The following is a 17,851-nucleotide window of genomic DNA, read 5'->3' as shown; positions in this document are numbered from 1 at the left end:
CGGTAGCTTGCATATTGGCATTCATTATAGCATCTTCACAGGTAAGCGTCACTCCATGGGGCGCGACAAATCTCGACATGCCTTCATTTCTCGCCTGCCTGATGGTAAGGGCAATAGCGGCTCATCAGCTCCGCCGTTTCCGCATCCTTCGACAGCCCGCGTTCCTGCAGACGGGTCTGGATGTTCTCCCTTTTCTTCTCCTTGAGGTTTTGACCGAATTTGAACTTGGCCGTGATTTCGGAGACGGCGATTTCCACTACAGCGACCCCTTTGACTGGGGCAGCATAACCCGGATCTTCGGCATTGAGCTCCACGTACCCTCCTTCGGGCTGGAGCTTCTTCATGAAGGCGCCGAGCACCTCCGCTTTGCGTGAAAGATCGTCAATGCTGCGGGCTGTTCCTTTCAGGAGAACGGACTTGTAAAAGGCGGTGGCGGGACATGCATACTGGGGGTCGCTGAAATAGGAGGGAATTAGAGCATATTCCTCGGCAACCGCGAAGGTGACACGGGGATCTGCTTGAAGGTTGGCCATTTTCTGTCCGATTTTGCTTCCGTGGAAATAGAGATTGCCCTGATAGAAGACGAAATTTAACGGAGTGATGGACGGCCAGCCGTCCGGCCCGATCGTTCCGAGATAGCCAAAGCTTTGCCGCTCCAAAAACAGTCGGATTTCCTGTTCTTCCTCCATGGAAAACTCCTTGCGTCTCATGGATTCTTTCCCTCCCCGATATCTGTTATTTTGATCCACTATAGCAAAAAAAGGACCGTCCTGGAACCATTTCTTGTTCCGGGGCGATCCCTAAGATGGGGAGAGGTACATGTTTGCTACAGAGTTCCGACTTTGATAAGCTTAGATACCGGACCGGTTAAATACCGCTTCATCCGTTCAATTGGCCTGATGCCAATCCCAATGCTTATCGATTAACGAAGTATGATAAGAACGCATCGGTCCAAAAGCGGCTTCCGCTTTGGTTCGAGTATTCTGTCTCGCTTGGCTTAATTCATTGTATTGATCCAGGGCAACCTTGTCCTCCGGATATTGGCCCAGGTGAAGGGTCAGCTGGAGCATGGAACGATCCGCGGTCTGCAGGTCCTTTAGCAGCGTCAACGGCATTTGAGAAGCAGGTGGTTTCATTCTCAAGATCTCCTTTACCTGAATAGTTTGGGTGATTCCTTGAAAGGAAAGGTTGAACGACCGGCTGCCAATTTCGAACGACGCACCATGCCTCCTCTCGCGGGATCTCGCCTGGATAAGCATCAGGGCGGTGGGAACAAAGGGCCTATTCTTTCAAATACCCTTGTAGGCCGACTCTGAAACGGTGTCAAAGGACTTTTTCCTCGTTAGAATTATAAATTTATGGTTTTATGTCGAGACTCGGTCACGAAACCCGCAGGAACGGGTATGTATAAAGGGATGGAGTCTGCTCAGGCGGGCAGGTGAGGAGGGAAACCGTTTTGCGTTTGAAGGTGGCGACCTTTAATATCCACCATGCCGTGGGCATGGATGGCAAGCTTGAAATCGACCGGATCTCGGCAGAGATTCTCAAGATGAATGCGGATGTGATCGCCTTGCAGGAGGTTGACCGCTTTCACCCGCGCAGTTACCTGCATGACCAGCTCCGGCGGATCGGCCGAAAGCTCGATATGAAGTCCGCTTTTGCTCCGAGCATCAATTTCGGGCTCGTTCAATACGGCAACGGCATTCTATCCCGGTATCCAATCTTGTCCAAGCAAGTGGTTTATCTCCAGGGTGTGAATGAGCGAAGGAGCATTCTGTCGGTACGGGTGGATACCCCCGATGAGCCGTGCACGATCGTGAACATTCATTTGGGGGTTATGGAAAGGGAACGGGAGCAGCAGTTTCCTTATCTTCTTAACGTCTTGCGGTCGATTGACGGACACGGCATTCTGCTCGGGGATTTCAATATGGGCGCTCAGCATCCCTTTCTGGACCAATTGCACCCGACTTGGAGCAAAGTCGCCCCCGAACCTTTCGCACCGACGGTTCGTTCGGGCCGCGAAATTGACCATATCTATACCAAGCTTCCGCTGAAAAAGCAGCAAGCCTACGTGCAAGCCACCGATGCGTCGGATCATCATGCAGTCGTCGCGCAATTGGAGTGGTAAGCAGGTAAGAGCGGATACTCGCGGTGGGTCGAACGATTTGGAAAGGGTGATAGCAAAACTTGTCGTCGGTCGAACGGATTTGGCGAGGTAGGGGAGCCCGTGTTTATCGTCGGTTGAATGGGTTTTGTAAGGTATGGGGCCCCTGTTTGTTGTCGGTCGAACGGACTCTTCGAGGAAAATTTTACAAATTCTCTTGCGTATCTTCGTTCTGCGGATATAATGAGTAGTAACAAGTTGCGCGATAAACCTAAGGGTTGCGAATAGCAAGGCGAGACGGAAGCACCGTCCTTTTCCCTGATTATACAGGGGAATGGAGGTGCTTCTTATTTTCGGGTGGGTGGAGATATGAGCGCAGTATTACTATCTATTGCACGGCATCACCGTCATGAAGCGCACTACCGTGCGCGTTTCCTCAAATTCCTGTTCTTGCGAGATCGCAAAAAGAGGAGAAAAGTGCTGGAACCGGAAGAACTGTGTAATTTGTTACCGGGAACCGGTGAAGGTTTATGATATGATCAGTTCAATCCTACAATGATATTCCATTGTTGGTTGTATATGGAGTTGGCGAACGATGTTGAAGAGTTCCTATATCCTATTGAATAGAGGAGAGAATTTATGAGAATCGGGAACGTGCTGGATACCAAAAAATCAGTCAAAATCGGAGCTCTCTTGCTTGCGGCTGGACTCGTGCTGAGCAGCGGAGTATCCGTAAAAGCAGATGAAACCGGAGGCGAACAGCTTCCTAAGCAAGTAACGTTCTCAGATATCTCCAAACATTGGGCCAAATCCTCGATCGAACAGGCTATGAAAAAGGGATACGTCAACGGCTACGCAGATGGGACCTTCCAGCCGAATCGGCAGATCAGCCGGGCCGAGTTTACGAAGATGCTGGTGAGTGCGCTCGGACTGACAGTTGAACCGTCGGTAGACGGCGGCAAGTGGTACGACCCGTATTTCGCCGCGGCATCCAAGGCCGACATAACCTCAGCGTCCGAGTTCAACAACAACGTAGACAAGCCGTTGACGCGGTTAGAAATGTCTCGGTTGGCGATGAAGGCGCTCGGCAAGAAGTTGACCGGCTATGAGCCGGAACGCCATGAAGTTGGCCATACATTCGATGAATTCAAGGCTGAAGGTGATGACCACTACAATCCGAAAAAGTTTGTGCTTTATGCCGCACAAACCGGGGTTATCGGAGGCGTGGCTCCTGGTGTGATCGCTCCGGACAACACGACGACTCGTGCAGAGTCGATTACCGTGATCGAACGCATATTGACCGTCAAGAATGGCGGCAAGCTGAAAGTGGACAAATATGCAGTACAAGCGGCGGAGCTGTACTGGCACAAAACTAACGTTTTCAGCGTTATGCCGGAATTTTTTGCGGATGGAGTTGCTCACTACGATCCGAACAAGCTAACCGTAGAATCGGAAGATAAGAATTATAAATCCGTCATTGACTCGGTCATTGCGATCGATCTGGCCGACCCGAATGATCCCAATCTGGAGCTACTTCCTCCGGTGAAAAATTTACGGTGGTATGCAAGGGCAAATAAACCGGGTATTCCTCTGGACAAGTTCATGAACAGCTACCTTCTCTACATTCAGGGGCGTGTCGTGAAGGCGGATGGGGGTTATGCGAGATTCGCGGGTTCAAGTAAGATTGAAACCTACATCGATCGGCCTTTTACTGCAAACATTGAGGATTTTTGGAATGGAAAGCTGGTTAATATTGCTTCGGTTTTTGTGGAAGGTGGGCAGATAGACGATCGAGAATTGTACCTGTTCCCCAAAAAGGGATTGAAGGTGGATCCTACAAAGGGTTCTCTCACTCTGTATCTTGAGGTTCCTGGCATCGGAATCATTCAACATGATCCAGTTCTTAGCGGGTGGCCAAACTTCTGAGTGGGGGAATTCAGGTGAGCAGAAAAAAGCGATTTGGAATCGGGATCGCTGCACTTGTGATTATCTCTCTTGTTTTCCAACTGCTTTCTCAGTGGACTGGTGGGAGTGTGGCACATGCCGAATCCGTTAGCGTTCCCATTCAATATGACAATGTAAAGCGGCTGAGCGATGGAAGCTTCAGTGCTAGCAGCGCGGGCAAAGGGCAAATATCCTATACACCAAAAAGCGGCTACAAAGTAAAACAAGCTTATTACAAGGATCCTAAAACAGGTAGTAATGTACAGCTTAGTCTGAGTGATTCTGGCACAACTTCCATTAAGATTCAAGGAGTGCCAATCAAGGTGACTTCAAAGAGCAACGATAATCTCACCTATTATGCATGGGACCGATATAGCGGCTCAGCCTCAAAGGTATGGAAGGCAACGCTAGGCGGCCAGACTGTAACGGCTCCTATTTCATCGGAAACGAGCATTCTTAAGCCGGTCGGAACGGTATCCTACAGTACGGTGGATGGGTACCGGGTTCCAGATTATCCTGGCGTGATTGGCAAAGGATTAGAGTTTCCAAACAGAATATCGGAGAAATACGAGGTGGATGATGGACAGAATGTTGGCAAGGGCACTGTTATCGATCCATCTGTCGTTGCGACGCCGATTGAGAGCGATATCGACGCTAACCCGGACTATTATCGCGAGTTGAAATTAATTATTAATGGTGTATATGAAATCAAACAATACATGAATGTTCCGCAATCCAAAATCCTGAATCAGCGCATCATTCCACAAAGTAGCACTCTATTCAAAATCGCGTTCGATCTGCAAATGGATTTTCAGGATTTCTACCGTCCTTTGGGAGCCCCGGGCGCTGCTTCTCTGTATTATATACTCGGGTACAATACAACCGTGAAGTCGGTCACCTACCGCTACCCTTACGATGTGACCGTGGAGATCGTCAAAAAGGACACAGAGACAACTCCTCCAATCACATCGCCTCCAGTCACAGGCTCAACGCCAACGCCGCAACCAGCCGGAATCATCGGAGACTTCGACATTCTTCCAGGCAATTCGATAACCTATCGGGACAGCGTTTCGCTGCAGCCGAAGGACATCAAAACAACCGGCAACTGCACCTACCGTTACCATGAATTCAAAATGGCGAACGGCGCTACTTGGGCTTCACCCAGGCAAACAGACAAGACCAAACGAATCGACTTCACCTACCCAGACTACTATCCAGCGGCAATTAGCGCCGGAACGGTACAAGTCCAGATGAAAGTCTATGGGACACAATGTTCATCGGAATGGGTTACAAAGTCATTTACCGTCAAGGCACCGGCAGAAAACCATCCTCCTTACTTCCGGCTCGGTTGGTTCCGGGATGGCGACTTTACTAGTGTGAAGCCTCTCACTCAGGTTGTCGAAGGCACGAAGGTTATGGTTCGCCCAATCGACGATCAAACTTCCAATCCCGTTTCTCCGAGCGACCCGGATGGTGATCCGTTCAGCTTGACCGGATGGGACTTCAGCCGAAGCTCAAAATGGGTGGCAAGTCTTCCAGATCTCTATGGGTATCATCCGTTAGCCGACTACCTGGATCGCATCGATACGACCAGTGTGGGGTATCAGACGGTTTTTGCAACCATGACGGATTCCTTCGGAGCTGCTTATACAGCTGGAGCGACCTTGGAGGTTATCCCGAAAAATCCGATCCCGATTATTGAAGGCCCTACCGTTGTGAAAGAGAACCGGCCTATTGCGGATGTCGCCTTCAGTTCCGCAAAGAGCTATAGCCCAGTTGGACGGAAAATCGACCACAGCAAGGACGAGTGGACCAACAAGCAAACCGTCTACATCAACGGAACAGATCACGATATCCAGGTTACGGTAAAGCTCGACGTATGGGATGAGGGAATGCCAGCGTTAAAATCATTGGCCCCGGCTACACATACGTTGACCGTGCAGCCGGACTTGCCCCCGATAGGAAAGCTGGATGTCGCACCGCTTACCTTGCGCGGACTTCCCGTAACGATATACAACAAGTCCTATAGCCCGGACGGAGATCCGCTTGTAGTGGCCTATTATTGGTACAAGTACGATGCCAACAACAACGGTTTCGATGATGATGGATGGCAACCTCTTTCCGGAACGATGGAGAAGGCGACCTTTTCACCAACCAAAGTCGGCAAGTACCTTTTCCGGGTTCGCTCCGACGAGGAATTGAAGCAGGGCAGCTATGGGGAAGGGCAGCTCGATACCATCAACCAAGCGCCAACGGTATCCTTTGTTGTGGAGGGTAAGAACGAACAGCCGGTTCCTCCTGATAAGAAGGAATACGCTGCGAACACGATTTTGTCCAAATGGTCATTAATCCAGACGAATACAAACGCGCCTACTTTAACCAACGGATGGTACTCCTCCGGGTCACAATTGGAGGGAGGGAGTGGCAAAGGTATAGAAAGGCAATATGCATATTCCTATGAAAAAACATTCGGATCTTTTACATCTATATATGCATGGTTCTCGGATTTCCAAAATGCTGGGTTCGGGAATAATAGTATTAATCCCTACAGAACGATGACTTCTATGGACACAAACAAGAGTCAGCCGTTACTAGTGCCTAGCGATGATGGAACTCAATTATACCCTGTCATTTTTAATGAAGGATCTTCTGTCGCATTTAAAACGACTCGAGAACGCATGTATTTTGCGTATAACAACAATGTCTACGCAATGAATAAATTACGAATACCTGATTTTAAAATGGATGTGGAGGTATATGCTGGCGGTAATGCGACGAAATCAAAACCTACATGGCTTGGTCCCAGTCCGTATGATTTCATAATAACACCTCCAGATTATGTTAAAGACTCCAGTGGCGAGTTTGTCTTTCCCGAGAAGATCGAAGACGTTAAGTTCGAACTCTCAGGCCCTACTATCTACCAGGGTATAGTCTGGAAGATCAGAAAGAATGGGAGTATGTCATATGTCTTGGATATTCGAACATATGACGCAGAAACAGGTAATTTCATCGCCAGTACCTTTGAAAAAGGTATTACACTTGATCCAACTTACTGGCATCGACTGATTGGTTATAACGGCAATCTGAAGGTCATATATCCAACATGGCCAGGCATCAATGTCTCATCAACTATATATAAGAGTGTGACGTTAGATAGAAATTGCAACACGACTCAACCCGTGTCACTTCCGAGCATAGAGGGATATAGCGCCACGAACGATAATGGAGACATGGTTTACTACTCATATGATAATGGTGGGGATTCATTCTACCTGGGACCCGATGGGGAGATTTACTTCTACACCGTTGGTTTTAAGTCGTATAGATATAACGGACAGATAGGTACACCTGACCCGTACACAACTTACGTGTCACGCGTGAACTGGGACAACACTCTCGAGTGGAGGGTACAGTTGCCTGGGGAATATCCAACGTTTGGTTACAGTTATGCTGCATCTGGTTCATCACCGGTTGAAGGTACATGGACAATATCTATGAACACAGTGAAACGTGAACTTACCGTAAGATCGTTCACAAGAAGTTGGATGGATCATATTGAATTTGACGAAGTTATTAACATGGATACAGGACATAAATCAATTTCTCCGAGAAGTGTCACAGCATATCCTGCAAATTATCGGATTGAGCCTGACGGTTCATACCGGGATGGTGTGGGAGGGCAGCCCAATAGCGATGGGCGCAACACATTAGGCGGAGTAGTAAGAGACGCAGATGGCAATGCCTTGACAGGCAATTTAGCAGGCGGAGGTATTCTTAGTTATCAATATGTGGGTATGGGGTACTCTTCTTCTACAAAGAACCATATCTACTCTCAATTCGTAGGTGATGGATTGATGTTATCGTTCTTCACTCTTATAGATACACTCAATCCTGAACGACCCTCCTTTGTCCCTTGGTTGACCGCTGGACCACCGACAACCAATCCTCTAACCTTCAGAGGATTTTCACTCGGCCAGTTTATGTCGAATGTATCTGAAAGAGACACGGAGTTCACGTTCAAGCTCACGATGAATGAGGCCCAGAAGTACCAGGATGATCTAGCAGGATTCTCGTTCCGGATGCAGGACGGTAAAAATCGGTATGCCGTTGAGACGAACGGAACGACGCTGTATTTGGCCAAATACGTGAACGGAACTCGGAGTGTTCTGGCAAGTCGGGCTTATCCCTTCCAGGACAAAGAACAGTATAGCTTCAAGGTCAAAGCACTTGGATCAGCTCTAACGGTATCGGTAAATGGAGTACAAAACCTTTCCGTAACCGACAGCACCTTCTCGGCAGGGAAGTTTGGTCCATTTACCGACAAGGAGCATGTAACATTCGGATCGGTTAGCACATTGGAAGTCAACGAGCCGGATATCGACTGGTTCTCCGGTTACGCCATATGGGAACCGACAACCGGTAAAGCGGAAGCTCGGTACAGCAGCATCTTGTACAGTGATCCGGAGAACGACCCGAAGAGTGGAGACAGCAAGTGGAGCTATCAGCACACACCGCGCTTTCTGAATAATCAGGGGCTATCGGACATGAACGGCAAGACCTTCACGGGTCCGCAGCTATCCTTTGACAAGGTAGGCGATTACCTCGTCACTTTGCGGGATCGTGATGATCCGAATCCGGAATACCTGTATCCAAATATGCGATTCGATGAGTACCGGATGGACTCGAACGCTTATCAAGTGAAGGTGACGGTACATCGCAGGCCAGTGGCCGAGTTCAACCTGACGGCCAATCCGGACGGAACAATCTCCTGGACAGATACGAGCTATGATCCGGACCGATGGATCAGCGACTCCAATTACTCCACGGAGGCCACTGGCATCGATTACCGAGCCACGAGAGGGATCATGGAGCGCAAGTACAGCTACACTTCTCCAAGTGGTGTTCAAGGGACAGAGCAGCTTGTACGGCCCACGGAAAAAGGAGTCTATAGCGTGACCCTTCAGGTGAGGGATGAATACGGAGCATGGAGCGAGCCGGTCACGAAGGAAATCGGAACAGCGGTCATTCCTCCGGCAAATATCCGACCTACGGTGCATCTCACGTATCCAAGCGGCTCGAAGGCATCCCCAAGCTTCACGACTTCGACCCGGCCAACCGTAAGCTGGAACCAATGGGATGACAGCGGATGGATCCGGGGATATCAGGTCAAGGTATCGAGCGAATCTGGCAGCGTCATTTCGGAAAGTGGTGAAGTGGGAATTGCCACGACAGCCGGCAGCTGGAGCTGGCAGACCGGGACGCTGCCTCGGGGTCAAAAGCTGCAGGTGCAAGTGCGCGTAACCGATGGGGAAGCTTGGTCCGACTGGTCGAACATCGGGTGGATCCAAGTGAACCAAGCCCCAACCGTCACGTTGACGAATCCGGTAGGAACAAAAGAAAACCCTCAGAAGATCCTGGACGAGCTGCGCCCGACGATTGACTGGACCGCAGGAGATCCGGATTCGAGCTTCGGCGCACGGATCAAAGCATACCGTGTCTTGATTCAACGGGCGAATGGGGATGTTGCTTACGACTCCGGAACGAAGAGCGGCGATTGGGCGCTTGGGGGCCAGTCCATGAAGGTTCCGCTCGATCTGCCGACCAACATTCCGCTGAAGGTCATGGTGCGTGTCTACGACGGCGATCTGTGGTCCGAATGGTCGAACGAGGAATGGCTGTTCATCAACCGGCGGCCGACAGCGATCATCACCTATCCGAGTGGCACGCAGAGTACTCCAACGATAGTGGCTCGATATCCGTCCATCGTCTTTACGCAGAGCGATCCCGATCCGGGAGCTGTATTCCCTTTGTTCCGGGTTGAAGTCTTCAACCTGGGGAATACCAAGGTCTACGATTCCGGCAATCTGGCAGGTGAAGAAGGCAGTGAGACCTGGACCGAGAGGGCTCATGAGCTGACGAAGGCGCTGACACCGGGAGAAGTGTACAAGGTTCATGTACGGGTCTTTGATGGTTATGATTGGGGCGATGATTCGCCTTTCACTTATATGAGAGTGAATCGGGCACCTTCGGCAACGCTGACCATACCGGCTCCCATTTACGAACAAGATACGCCGACCTTCTCCCTCACCGTTTCCGATCCTGACGGAGATGACTTGCAGGTGAGGGTTGATGCGGTGGTAAACGGAGAGAGAGTAGAAGTAGCCAGTTGGCTGCTCGTTTCGTCGGGAACGACGAAGACCTTCACCTATGGACCGTTGGAGAAGGGAATGCACTCCCTCTCGATCACGGTGATCGACCCCTTTGAGGAAACCTTTGCACAGACATGGTCATTCCCAGTATTGCCGCTCACAATTGCCGGTGAAATCCGGCATACCCCGGAGTGGAATGAGATTCGGCTTCGCTGGAATGAGAAGCATCCGCTGGAGACTCGCGCGGAAAACGTCTTTTGGGCGGGAGAAGCGCTTGTTCTGAATGCGACGGTAACGGATACGCATACCGATACCCGCCCGGTGCGGGTAACTGCGAAGCTGCTGACAAACCGTCTCTCGCTTCCGTTAACGGGGAGCGACTCCATTCACTTTACAGGCATCTTGAATCGGCCTGAGCTTGCAAAGCTGGAAGATGGAGAGCATACGGTTCGTTTTACCGCGGTTTGGTCGAATGGAGCAGTATCTACGGCAGATGTTCCGTTCGTTGTAGCGGGGAGTATGTACAAGGTTGTCGTCAATCAAACTCGGCATTGAGCGGACCAGAAATGGCGAACGGTAAGGATGAGCATGTTCCCAGAATGGGGACATGCTCATCTGACTTTTTAATGGGAGGTGAATGTTCCTTCGGTTGAATTCCTGATTGACGTTCCCTACAGGAAGTGGTAAAGTGATAATACCAAGTAAACCAATATGATTTATCAAATAGATGACAATCACATCTAGCAGCCTGACCCGTTTCGTCGAATGATCGGGTTCCGGGCAGGGACAAGAGAGAGGGGATGCGCATGGAAACCACATTTATGATCCGACAGGGAGAATGGGAGCTGGCCGCTACCTTACATCGTCCTCTAGCAGAGGATCGAGGGGGGAGCTTTCAGGCTGCGCCGCTGGTTGTGATCTGTCATGGGTTTGTCGGCAGCCGGATCGGTGTTGACCGGTTGTTCGTGAAGACTGCGCGCGAGCTGGCCGGTACCGGACTGAACGTTCTCCGCTTCGATTATGCCGGATGCGGGGAAAGTGAAGGCGATTATGGCGCGGGAGGTCTCGATGCCATGGTGAGTCAAACCCGTGCGGTGCTCGATCATGTGCTTGCCATACCGGGCATAGCGACGGAGGATGTGACCCTTCTCGGCCACAGTCTAGGCGGAGCGGTTGCCATCCTGACAGCCACCATCGACAAACGAGTCAACAAGCTGGTGCTGTGGTCACCGGTGGCCAATCCGTTCGGCGATATCGTGCGCATCGTCGGCAAGGATGTTTATGAGAAGGCGATGCAAGAAGGCCGTGCAGATTATCTCGGATATGGACTTACTTCAGGCTATTTCAACTCGCTCAGCGCGCATCATCCCTTTCAAGAGGCTCGTAAATTTCTAGGACCGATCCTGCTCGTTCATGGAACCGGAGATGATGTGATTCCCGTCGACTACAGCTTCTTGTACCAAAAAATCTTCCGCATTCGTCGCGACGGTTGCTGCGACAAAGAGCTTGTGCAGGGGGCGAACCATACCTTCTCTTCGGAAGAGAGTGTAACTGCGGTCATTGATCGGACCAAAGGATGGCTGATCGGCCACAGCGGACCGAAAAGCCGGATCATTTGAAGGAGGCCATCCCATGGCTAAACCGCTTGAAGTCGATGATGAGTGGAATGAACGGATTGTATCCAGCTTAAATGGAATGGAATACGGAGCGGTTCAGATCATCGTGCATGACGGAAGAATCGTGCAGATCGAACGGACGGAACGCAAGCGGTTCGACGGTCAGCCGGAGAAAAGAACGGATTTCGAAGCGAAGGGGAATCCCAAAGGCCGTCGGTAAACACGGATCTTACTATCCCAATAGGCAAGCCCAATCTGCAGAACGGAAGTTGATCCGTTTTGCCGGTTGGGCTTTTTCACTGGATACGCTTGTCCGTTCGGGACGAATGCGAAAACAGCGGCTAAAGGAAGGCAATTGCAAGCTCCTATGCCTTGTGCAAGGACCCGAGTCGTTCTCCCATTTTGACGACCGTTCCGTTCATCAGATCGGGACGGGGCTCAAAGATGCCATTTTCCAAAAGCAGGACGACTGTCGAGCCGAATTTGAAATAAGCCAGGTCATCGCCTGCTTGAACATTCTCCGGGAGGGGATCGGCGTACACGATTCCGCTGACGTTCATCGCCCCGACCTTCACCACAGCCACTTCCCCGTAAACCGTATGCAGATAAGTGACCAAACGCTCGTTGCGGCTAAGCACCCGCGTCATATGCCGCAGGCCGAACTCGTTCACCGGGTAGACTCTTCCCGAGATCCGTTCCTTTTCCAGAATTCGTCCGGCTACAGGCGTGTGAATGCGATGATAATCGGTCGGGCTCAGGTACAGCACGAGAAAATAGCCGTCCCGGTAGTTGACCGTGCGCGGCGAGCCGTTCAGCAGCTCCTCCACTGTGTAATCCTGACCTTTGATATTAAGAAGCTGTCCTTCGGCAATCGGTCCCATCCCGGTGATCTTGGAGTCAACCGGACTGATCAGGCTGTCCGGGGTCGTGTCGACCGGACGTAAGCCGGGCTTCAATCTGCGGGTGAAGAAGTCGTTTAAGGACGAATACTCCGTCCATTCCTTCTCTGCATCTTCAAACGGGATGTGGTAGGTACGGCCAAACCATGGGATCAGCCTGCGGCTGAATCGGGATTCGGCAAAAGCTCCGGTTATTCTCGACACGCTTTTGCGTGAGGATAGCTCGGTTAACAATCGAAAAAATCGTTTGGACACCCGTCTCACCTGTTTTCTTTTTTGCATAGGAAATCTTATTCCTGCTTATCTTGCCACAGTTCGCCGATCTCCGCAACGCCCCTAAAAAAGAAAGGAACCCGTCGGCAACGGGCCGCGGGTTAACGAGAAACTATATCATTAAAAGGGGGGTCAATGATTATTATATGCGCTCTACATTAAAGGGTGATTAACGGGAGATTACAGATGCATTACAAAATTCAACCAATTTCGGAGGGGCAATCCGCACAGGCCATGCATATGGTACAGGAGATATTGACTCGGAAGGGGACCCAGCATGGACAAAGGGAAATCGGTACGCGGGAAAGGGAAGGAGAAGGTAAAGAAGACGCGCGGGTATCGCTATGATGCCCGAACAGAGGAATTGAAATGGTTGGATGGGATATCGCCTCGCGAACCGGAGACAGTCGTGCCGGAAACCGCTCCCTCCCCGGAGGAAAATCCAACGACAATCGGTTCGATTGCTGTTCCGGAAGCCATTTCCTCTACGGAAGAGCAAAAGACGTCGGCTGATAAAGGACTTGTGCCGGAAGTCGCTTCCTCCGCTCCGGAACAGCCGGCAGCTCCCGTGCAGTCAGAAATTACGGAGCTCGCAGAAAATCCCGCACCAGCTAACGATTTGAGCGAGGTGCAACAGCCCGTTCTTGAGAAGCCGGAAGGAAAGCTGTCATCCACGTCGAACGGCGCACCTGCAGTCGAGCCTCATCCGGTTCCAGACCATAGCCGGGATGAACTGAAGGCCATGCTTGAGGACCGGAAAGCGGAAATCGGCCTTCCTTCCGTCGTCTATACGGATGATCTCACGGATGCCAGCGTTACGGAGGAAAAGCTGGCCAGCGGATCGGTAACGGGCAGCAAGATTACAGGCGGGAGTTTGAATGAAAGCCACTATGCGGATGGTTCGATCAGGAGCCGCCATTTGGCGGAAGGATCGGTGACAACAGCCAAACTGGCTGCGGAATCAGTCCAGGACTATCACATCGGAGACGGAACCATCGGGGGAGGAAAGCTGCGCAACCGAACCGTGACGGGGGAAAAGCTAGCGGATGGTGCCGTCACTGCCGAAAAGCTGGCGGATCGGATCATCGGCCCGGATAAGCTCGCTTACGGCTCGATCACTTCCCGGCATCTTCATGACAGCATCATCACCGGCGAGCTGTTGCAGGATCAGGCTGTAACCTCGGATAAGATCCGCAGCGGGGCGGTAAAATCGGCCCATCTTGCCAATAGCTCCGTTAACTCAGCCAAACTATCGCCAGGTTCGGTTACGACAGAGAAGCTTCGTACCGGCGCTGTAACCGAAGAGAAGCTGGCGGATGGCAGCGTCGGCTTCGACAAGCTGAAAGCCGCTTCCGTCTATGCGGAGCATATAGCCGCGGGGTCCGTAGGAACGGAGCAGCTCGCGAGCGGTTCTGTCACCGTTGACAAGCTTGCGGAGAATTCCGTCGGCAACCAGCATTTGACGGAAAGATCGGTTCATGAAGCTCAAATCGCAGAAGGTGCCATTCAGGAGCGCCATTTAAGCGAGGGCAGCGTGACGTCGTCCCGACTTGCAGCCGATTCGGTTCTGAGCAGCCATATCGGGGCGGAGGCCGTGAACAGCTATCATTTGGCCAGCGGGGCTGTTACAGCTGAGCATTTGGCCAAGGGCAGTCTCAACGGGGACAAAATCGTTCCGGGTTCAATCGATGCCCGCCATCTCGCGGATGGAACGATAACGGCGGCTCATATCCGGGCTGGAGAGATTCACTGGGGGCTGCTGGCCGACAATGCGGTGGATTCCTCCAAGCTGGCAGATGGTTCAGTCGGCGCGGATCACCTCATGGAAGGAAGTATCGAGAGCCGCCATCTGGGAATGGAAGTCATCAAGGGGCATCACCTTCCGGCGGGAGTCATCAAATCGTTTCATCTGGATGACGGCTCGATTACGGGAGGCAAGCTGGCGGAACGGTCCGTCGACCGAAGCAAATTAGCGCCTGCGTCAGTGACCAGCACTCATTTGGCTGAAGGAGCGGTGACGGCGAAGGCTCTCGCTCCCGGAAGCATTGGGACGCAGCATCTCGGAGTGGACATCGTCGGATCGGCTCAGATTTCCGGAGGAGCGATCAACTCCGGTCACCTTCAGGCGCTTAGCGTGAGTGTAGATAAATTGAAGGACTCTTCCGTTACGACAAGCAAGCTCGCGACGGGAGCGGTGACTGCGGAGAAGCTGGAGGTGGAAGCGGTTGGGCCCAATCACTTGAAGCCGAGCAGCGTTCAATCCCGGCACCTAACCTTCAACTCCGTGCTCGCCGAGCACATCGGAGAACATGCGATAGATACGCGCCATCTGAGCGCGGAGAGCGTGGGAAACGAGCAGCTGCAAGCGGGCGCGGTAGGGACTCGACACCTGAGTGTGGGCAGCGTAGGAAGCGACCAACTGCAAGCGGGTTCCGTGGCTGCGCGCCACCTGAGTATGGGCAGCGTAGGAAGCGACCAGTTGGAAGTGGGTTCTGTGGCTGCGCATCATCTGAGCGTGGGCAGCGTAGGAAGCGAGCAGTTGCAAGCAGGCGCGGTAGAGACTCGCCACCTGAGCGAGGGTAGCGTGGGAAGCGAGCAACTGCAAGCGGACGCGGTGGATACGCGCCACCTGAGCGCGGAGAGCGTAGGGAGCGAGCAATTGCAAGCAGGCGCGGTAGAGACTCGCCACCTGAACGAGGGCAGCGTAGGAAGCGAACAGTTACAAGCGGACGCGGTGGATACGCGCCACTTGAGTGCGGGTAGCGTAGGAAGCGAGCAACTGCAAGCAGACGCGATAGAGACTCGCCACCTGAGCGCGGGTAGCGTAGGAAGCGAGCAGTTACAAACGGACGCGGTGGATACGCGCCACTTGAGTGCGGAGAGCGTGGGAAGCGAGCAGCTTCAAACGGACGCGGTAGAGACCCGCCATTTGAGCGCGGAGAGCGTGGGAAGCGAGCAACTGCAAGCGGACGCGGTGGATCTGCGCCACTTGAGCACGGGTAGCGTAGGGAGCGAGCAACTGCAGGCGAGTGCGGTAGAGACCCGCCATTTGAGCGCGGAGAGCGTGGGCAGCGAGCAACTGCAATCGGGCATCATCGAAGCGCGCCATTTGAGTGCGAATAGCGTAGGAAGCGAGCAGCTTCAATCGGGCATCGTTGGGGCGCATCATCTGAGTGCAGGCAGTGTGGGAAGCGAACAGCTGCAAGCGGGCGCTGTGAATGCGCATCATCTGAACGCGAATAGCGTGGGGAGCGAGCAGCTACAGGCGGGCGCGGTGGAGACACGTCATCTGAGCGCGGAAAGTGTGGGAAGCGAGCAACTGCAGGCAGACGCCGTGGAGACTCGCCATCTGGGCAAGGAAAGCGTAGGAAGCGAGCACTTGCAACCGGGCATCGTTGAAGCGCGTCACCTTGGTGTGGATAGCGTAGGGAGCGAACACCTGCAACCGGACGCTGTAAATGCGCGTCACCTGAGCGCGGATAGTGTGGGAAGTGAGCACCTGCAACCGGGCATCGTTGAAGCGCATCACCTGGGCATTGGCAGTGTGGGAAGCGAGCAACTGCGAACAGGCGCCGTAAATGTCCACCATCTGAGCGCGGATAGCGTAGCGAGCGAGCAGCTGCAAACGGGAGCAATTGAAGCGCGTCACTTGAGAGCGGGCATCATAGGAAACGACCAGCTGCAATCAGGTGTGGTGGAGACTCGCCATCTGAGTGCGGACAGTGTAGGCAGCGACAAGCTGCAAGCCGGCTCAGTCAAGACGCGCCACCTGAGCGCGGAGAGTGTCGGAAGCGAGAAATTGCAGGTAGGCTCCGTGAAGACGCGTCACCTGAGTGCGGATAGCGTGGGAGGCGATAAGCTGCAATCAGGTGCGATCGAGAATCGTCATCTGAGCGCAGAAAGCGTAGGAAGCGTACAGCTGCAAGCCGGTGCGGTGGAAGCCCGCCACCTGGGTGAGGATAGTGTAGGAAGCGACCACCTGCAAAAGGGTGCAGTCGATCTGCAGCACCTTTCTTCCCGAGTCTCAGAAATGATTGAACAGGCGGTCCAGGCTGCGCTCAGCTTGACGAATACCTATCCGATCCCTGTCGCTTACGCCCCTCCCACGAATTTACCGGCAAGCGGGTTAGTGGAATTCGGACTCGAAGCCGAAACCTGGAAATTGCTCATTCCCATCGAATTTGAAGAGGAAATTGCGTCCGAAGCGGTGACGGTGGTCGTATCTGGGAACAGTTCCGCATTTTTGCTCTCGATAAAGGAAACCCGTTCATCCGGAGCTGTTTTGGAAGTAACCCGGCTTGAGAATAACGGGTTTATTGACGGGGTCATCCATTGGATCGCGATGGGGACCCGCCAGGTCATTTCGCTGAAAACGAATATACAGGAGCTATCACAAAATGAGACGGCGCCTGAACAAGCGGCAATCGAGGAAATACCGGATGAAATGGCCCCAGTAGCACCCGAGCAAGCGGCAATCGAGGCGACCCTCGAGCGAGCCGCGATAGAGGAATCTACGCATCAAGCAGCTATCGAAGCGCTGCCCGTAGAAACGGCTCCAGAAGCGGTGTCGGAGCAGGCAGCAATCGAGGCGACCCTCGAAGAAAAGGCTCCTGAAGCTGACTCAGATCCAGCAGTTATCGAGGCGCCCCCCGGAGAAACAGCTCCCGCAGCAGCGCCAGAGCAATCGTTCAGCGAGATAGCAATGGATGCGGCGGATCCGTCTATCTCAGAGGAGACGTCGGTTGAGCCGATCGAACATCGGAATTCCGAGGGAATCGATGTCTAGTCTTTCAAGGATTCGTTTATCTCATCAGAAAGGGGCGAACGGGAGACCGTCCGCTTCTTTCTGCACCAATTGGACGTGCG

10 protein-coding genes are annotated in these 17,851 nt (G+C 52.6%); 7 read left to right on the top strand and 3 right to left on the bottom strand.

Annotation, left to right across the window (positions count from 1 at the left end; genetic code table 11):
* Window positions 1–83: 83 nt before the first annotated feature.
* On the bottom strand, window positions 84–710 hold the full coding sequence (locus BN2684_RS11640) for a pyridoxamine 5'-phosphate oxidase family protein (protein WP_058302311.1): 627 nt from the start codon (window positions 708–710) through the stop codon (window positions 84–86).
* A 177-nt stretch (window positions 711–887) separates the two neighbouring features.
* A complete protein-coding gene (locus tag BN2684_RS11635) occupies window positions 888–1,136 on the bottom strand; it encodes a spore coat protein CotJB (RefSeq protein ID WP_058302310.1) in 249 nt (82 codons plus the stop codon).
* Window positions 1,137–1,456: 320 nt separating this feature from the next.
* Between BN2684_RS11635 and BN2684_RS11630 the strand changes: the two genes are divergently transcribed.
* From BN2684_RS11630 to BN2684_RS11610, 6 genes are all read left to right on the top strand, one after another.
* The gene (locus tag BN2684_RS11630; protein WP_058302309.1) at window positions 1,457–2,128 is read left to right on the top strand and encodes an endonuclease/exonuclease/phosphatase family protein; all 672 of its coding nucleotides are present in this window, start codon (window positions 1,457–1,459) and stop codon (window positions 2,126–2,128) included.
* 345 nt (window positions 2,129–2,473) lie between these two features.
* A complete protein-coding gene (locus tag BN2684_RS24520) occupies window positions 2,474–2,638 on the top strand; it encodes a hypothetical protein (RefSeq protein ID WP_159065788.1) in 165 nt (54 codons plus the stop codon).
* Between the two features lie 105 nt (window positions 2,639–2,743).
* Window positions 2,744–4,030, top strand: coding sequence for an S-layer homology domain-containing protein (locus BN2684_RS11625; protein ID WP_058302308.1), 1,287 nt, complete (start codon window positions 2,744–2,746; stop codon window positions 4,028–4,030).
* 14 nt (window positions 4,031–4,044) lie between these two features.
* Window positions 4,045–10,752: a hypothetical protein gene (locus BN2684_RS11620; RefSeq protein ID WP_058302307.1), complete on the top strand. Its 6,708-nt coding sequence runs from the start codon at window positions 4,045–4,047 to the stop codon at window positions 10,750–10,752.
* Between the two features lie 251 nt (window positions 10,753–11,003).
* Entirely contained in the window at window positions 11,004–11,816 is an 813-nt protein-coding gene (locus BN2684_RS11615) for an alpha/beta hydrolase (RefSeq protein WP_058302559.1), read from the top strand.
* Between the two features lie 13 nt (window positions 11,817–11,829).
* Window positions 11,830–12,033, top strand: coding sequence for a YezD family protein (locus BN2684_RS11610; protein WP_058302306.1), 204 nt, complete (start codon window positions 11,830–11,832; stop codon window positions 12,031–12,033).
* A gap of 145 nt (window positions 12,034–12,178) precedes the next feature.
* Here BN2684_RS11610 and asd read toward each other — a convergent pair whose 3' ends face one another.
* Window positions 12,179–12,967 carry an archaetidylserine decarboxylase gene (asd, locus tag BN2684_RS11605; RefSeq protein WP_108722208.1) on the bottom strand — a complete coding sequence of 263 codons (789 nt, stop codon included), beginning with the start codon at window positions 12,965–12,967 and terminating at the stop codon, window positions 12,179–12,181.
* Between the two features lie 295 nt (window positions 12,968–13,262).
* Here asd and BN2684_RS11600 point away from each other — a divergent pair, with 295 nt between their 5' ends.
* The gene (locus tag BN2684_RS11600) at window positions 13,263–17,771 is read left to right on the top strand and encodes a WIAG-tail domain (protein WP_058302304.1); all 4,509 of its coding nucleotides are present in this window, start codon (window positions 13,263–13,265) and stop codon (window positions 17,769–17,771) included.
* Window positions 17,772–17,851: the final 80 nt, after the last annotated feature.

The sequence above is a fragment of the Gorillibacterium timonense genome (genome assembly GCF_001457415.1).
GTDB classification, from domain to species: Bacteria; Bacillota; Bacilli; order Paenibacillales; family NBRC-103111; genus Gorillibacterium; species Gorillibacterium timonense.
This window is presented reverse-complemented; position numbering and strand designations above follow the sequence as displayed.